The 782-nt window shown below is 51.5% G+C and carries 1 protein-coding gene; it reads left to right on the top strand.

Annotation, left to right across the window (positions count from 1 at the left end; translation table 11 throughout):
• Positions 1–33 precede the first annotated feature (33 nt).
• Positions 34–782: IS5 family transposase (locus tag ACOTXI_RS24225; protein ID WP_421766154.1), on the top strand; the 749-nt coding region annotated here is incomplete at its 3' end.

The raw sequence follows: 782 nt of genomic DNA, 5'->3' as shown, positions 1-782 counted from the left end.
CGGCTTTGTTGAATAAATCGAACTTTTGCTGAGTTGAAGGATCAGATCACGCATCTTCCCGACAACGCAGACCGTTCCGTGGCAAAGCAAAAGTTCAAAATCACCAACTGGCCCACCTACAATAAAGCCCTCATCAACCGTGGCTCCATAACTTTCTGGCTGGATGATGAACCTATTCAGGCCTGGTATGAGTCGGCAACGCCTTCATCACGGGGAAGACCTCAGCGCTATTATGATCTCGCCATCACCACCGTTCTGGTCATTAAACGCGTGTTCAGGTTGACCCTGCGGGCTGCACAGGGTTTTATTGATTCCATTTTTACACTGATGAATGTTCCGTTGCGCTGCCCGGATTACACCAGTGTCAGCAAGCGCGCAAAGTCGGTTAATGTCAGTTTCAAAACGTTCACCCGAGGTGAAATCGCGCATCTGGTGATTGATTCCACCGGGCTGAAGGTCTTTGGTGAAGGCGAATGGAAAGTCAAAAAACACGGCAAAGAACGCCGTCGTATATGGCGAAAGTTGCATCTGGCAGTTGACAGCAACACACATGAAATCATCTGTGCAGACCTGTCGCTGAACAATGTGACGGACTCAGAAGCCTTCCCGGGTCTTATCCGGCAGACTCACAGAAAAATCAGGGCAGCATCGGCACACGGCGCTTACGACACCCGGCTCTGTCACGATGAACTGCGGCGTAAGAAAATCAGCGCGCTTATCCCGCCCCGAAAAGGCGCGGGTTACTGGCCCGGTGAATATGCAGACCGTAACCGTGCTGTTGC

Origin of the sequence: Enterobacter cloacae complex sp. BZL2005 (genome assembly GCF_049238885.1) — a bacterium.
Taxonomy (GTDB): Bacteria; Pseudomonadota; Gammaproteobacteria; order Enterobacterales; family Enterobacteriaceae; genus Enterobacter; species Enterobacter roggenkampii.
This window is presented reverse-complemented; position numbering and strand designations above follow the sequence as displayed.